The following is a 719-nucleotide window of genomic DNA, read 5'->3' as shown; positions in this document are numbered from 1 at the left end:
CCGCGTGCCCCGCGGTTCTTTTCTGCCCGGTTACGGGCATATTTCAGGCGCAGTTATGCGCATAAAATTCTTTTTCCTTCTTCACGGATATTGATCGCTGCATTCACATCCCGATCCATCCGATTCCCGCACCCACATTCATAGATCCGTTCTGACAGTGACAATTCTTTCTTGATCTTTCCGCATTTGCTGCAGGTTTTACTGGATGGATAAAACCGATCGACCTTTATCAGCTTCTTTCCTCTATCTTCCAGCTTATATGCAAGCATATCCCGAAACATTCCATATCCGTTATCCATAACTCCCTTCCCCAGATGCAGGCACTGACTCATCGCTTTCATATCCAGATCTTCCACTGCAACCGCATCATATCTCTCTGCCAGTTCCTGACTCAGCTTATGGTGAAAATCCTTCCTCTGGTTCCGGACCTTCTCATGACAGACTGCAACCTTTTTCCTTTGTTTTTCGTAATTCCGGCTCCCCTTCTGACACCGGGACAGTTTCCTCTGTTCCCTCGCAAGACACACCATTGCCTTTCTGAAATATCCCGGATACTCACACCTTGTTCCATCCGAAAAGACCGCCATCCCACTCATCGCATAATCAATCCCCAGCACTTCCGGTTCTGCTTCTTTTCTCTTCTCTGCTTGGTTCTCACAGACTTCATACTCATAAAGCAGACTTGCATAGTATTTTCCGGAAGGCTCCTGACTTATGGT

General features: G+C 47.1%; 1 protein-coding gene. It reads right to left on the bottom strand.

Features of this window, described 5'->3' with window-relative positions; translation table 11 throughout:
• Positions 1-53 precede the first annotated feature (53 nt).
• On the bottom strand, positions 54-719 hold a 666-nt coding region (locus tag ACTNBR_RS16475), incomplete at its 5' end, for an RNA-guided endonuclease InsQ/TnpB family protein (protein ID WP_427820920.1).

This window comes from Bariatricus sp. HCP28S3_F11 (genome assembly GCF_052065395.1).
In the GTDB taxonomy this organism is placed as follows: domain Bacteria; phylum Bacillota; class Clostridia; order Lachnospirales; family Lachnospiraceae; genus Allocoprococcus.
The sequence above is the reverse complement of the archived record's forward strand: the minus strand, read 5'-3'. Positions and strand labels throughout refer to the sequence as shown.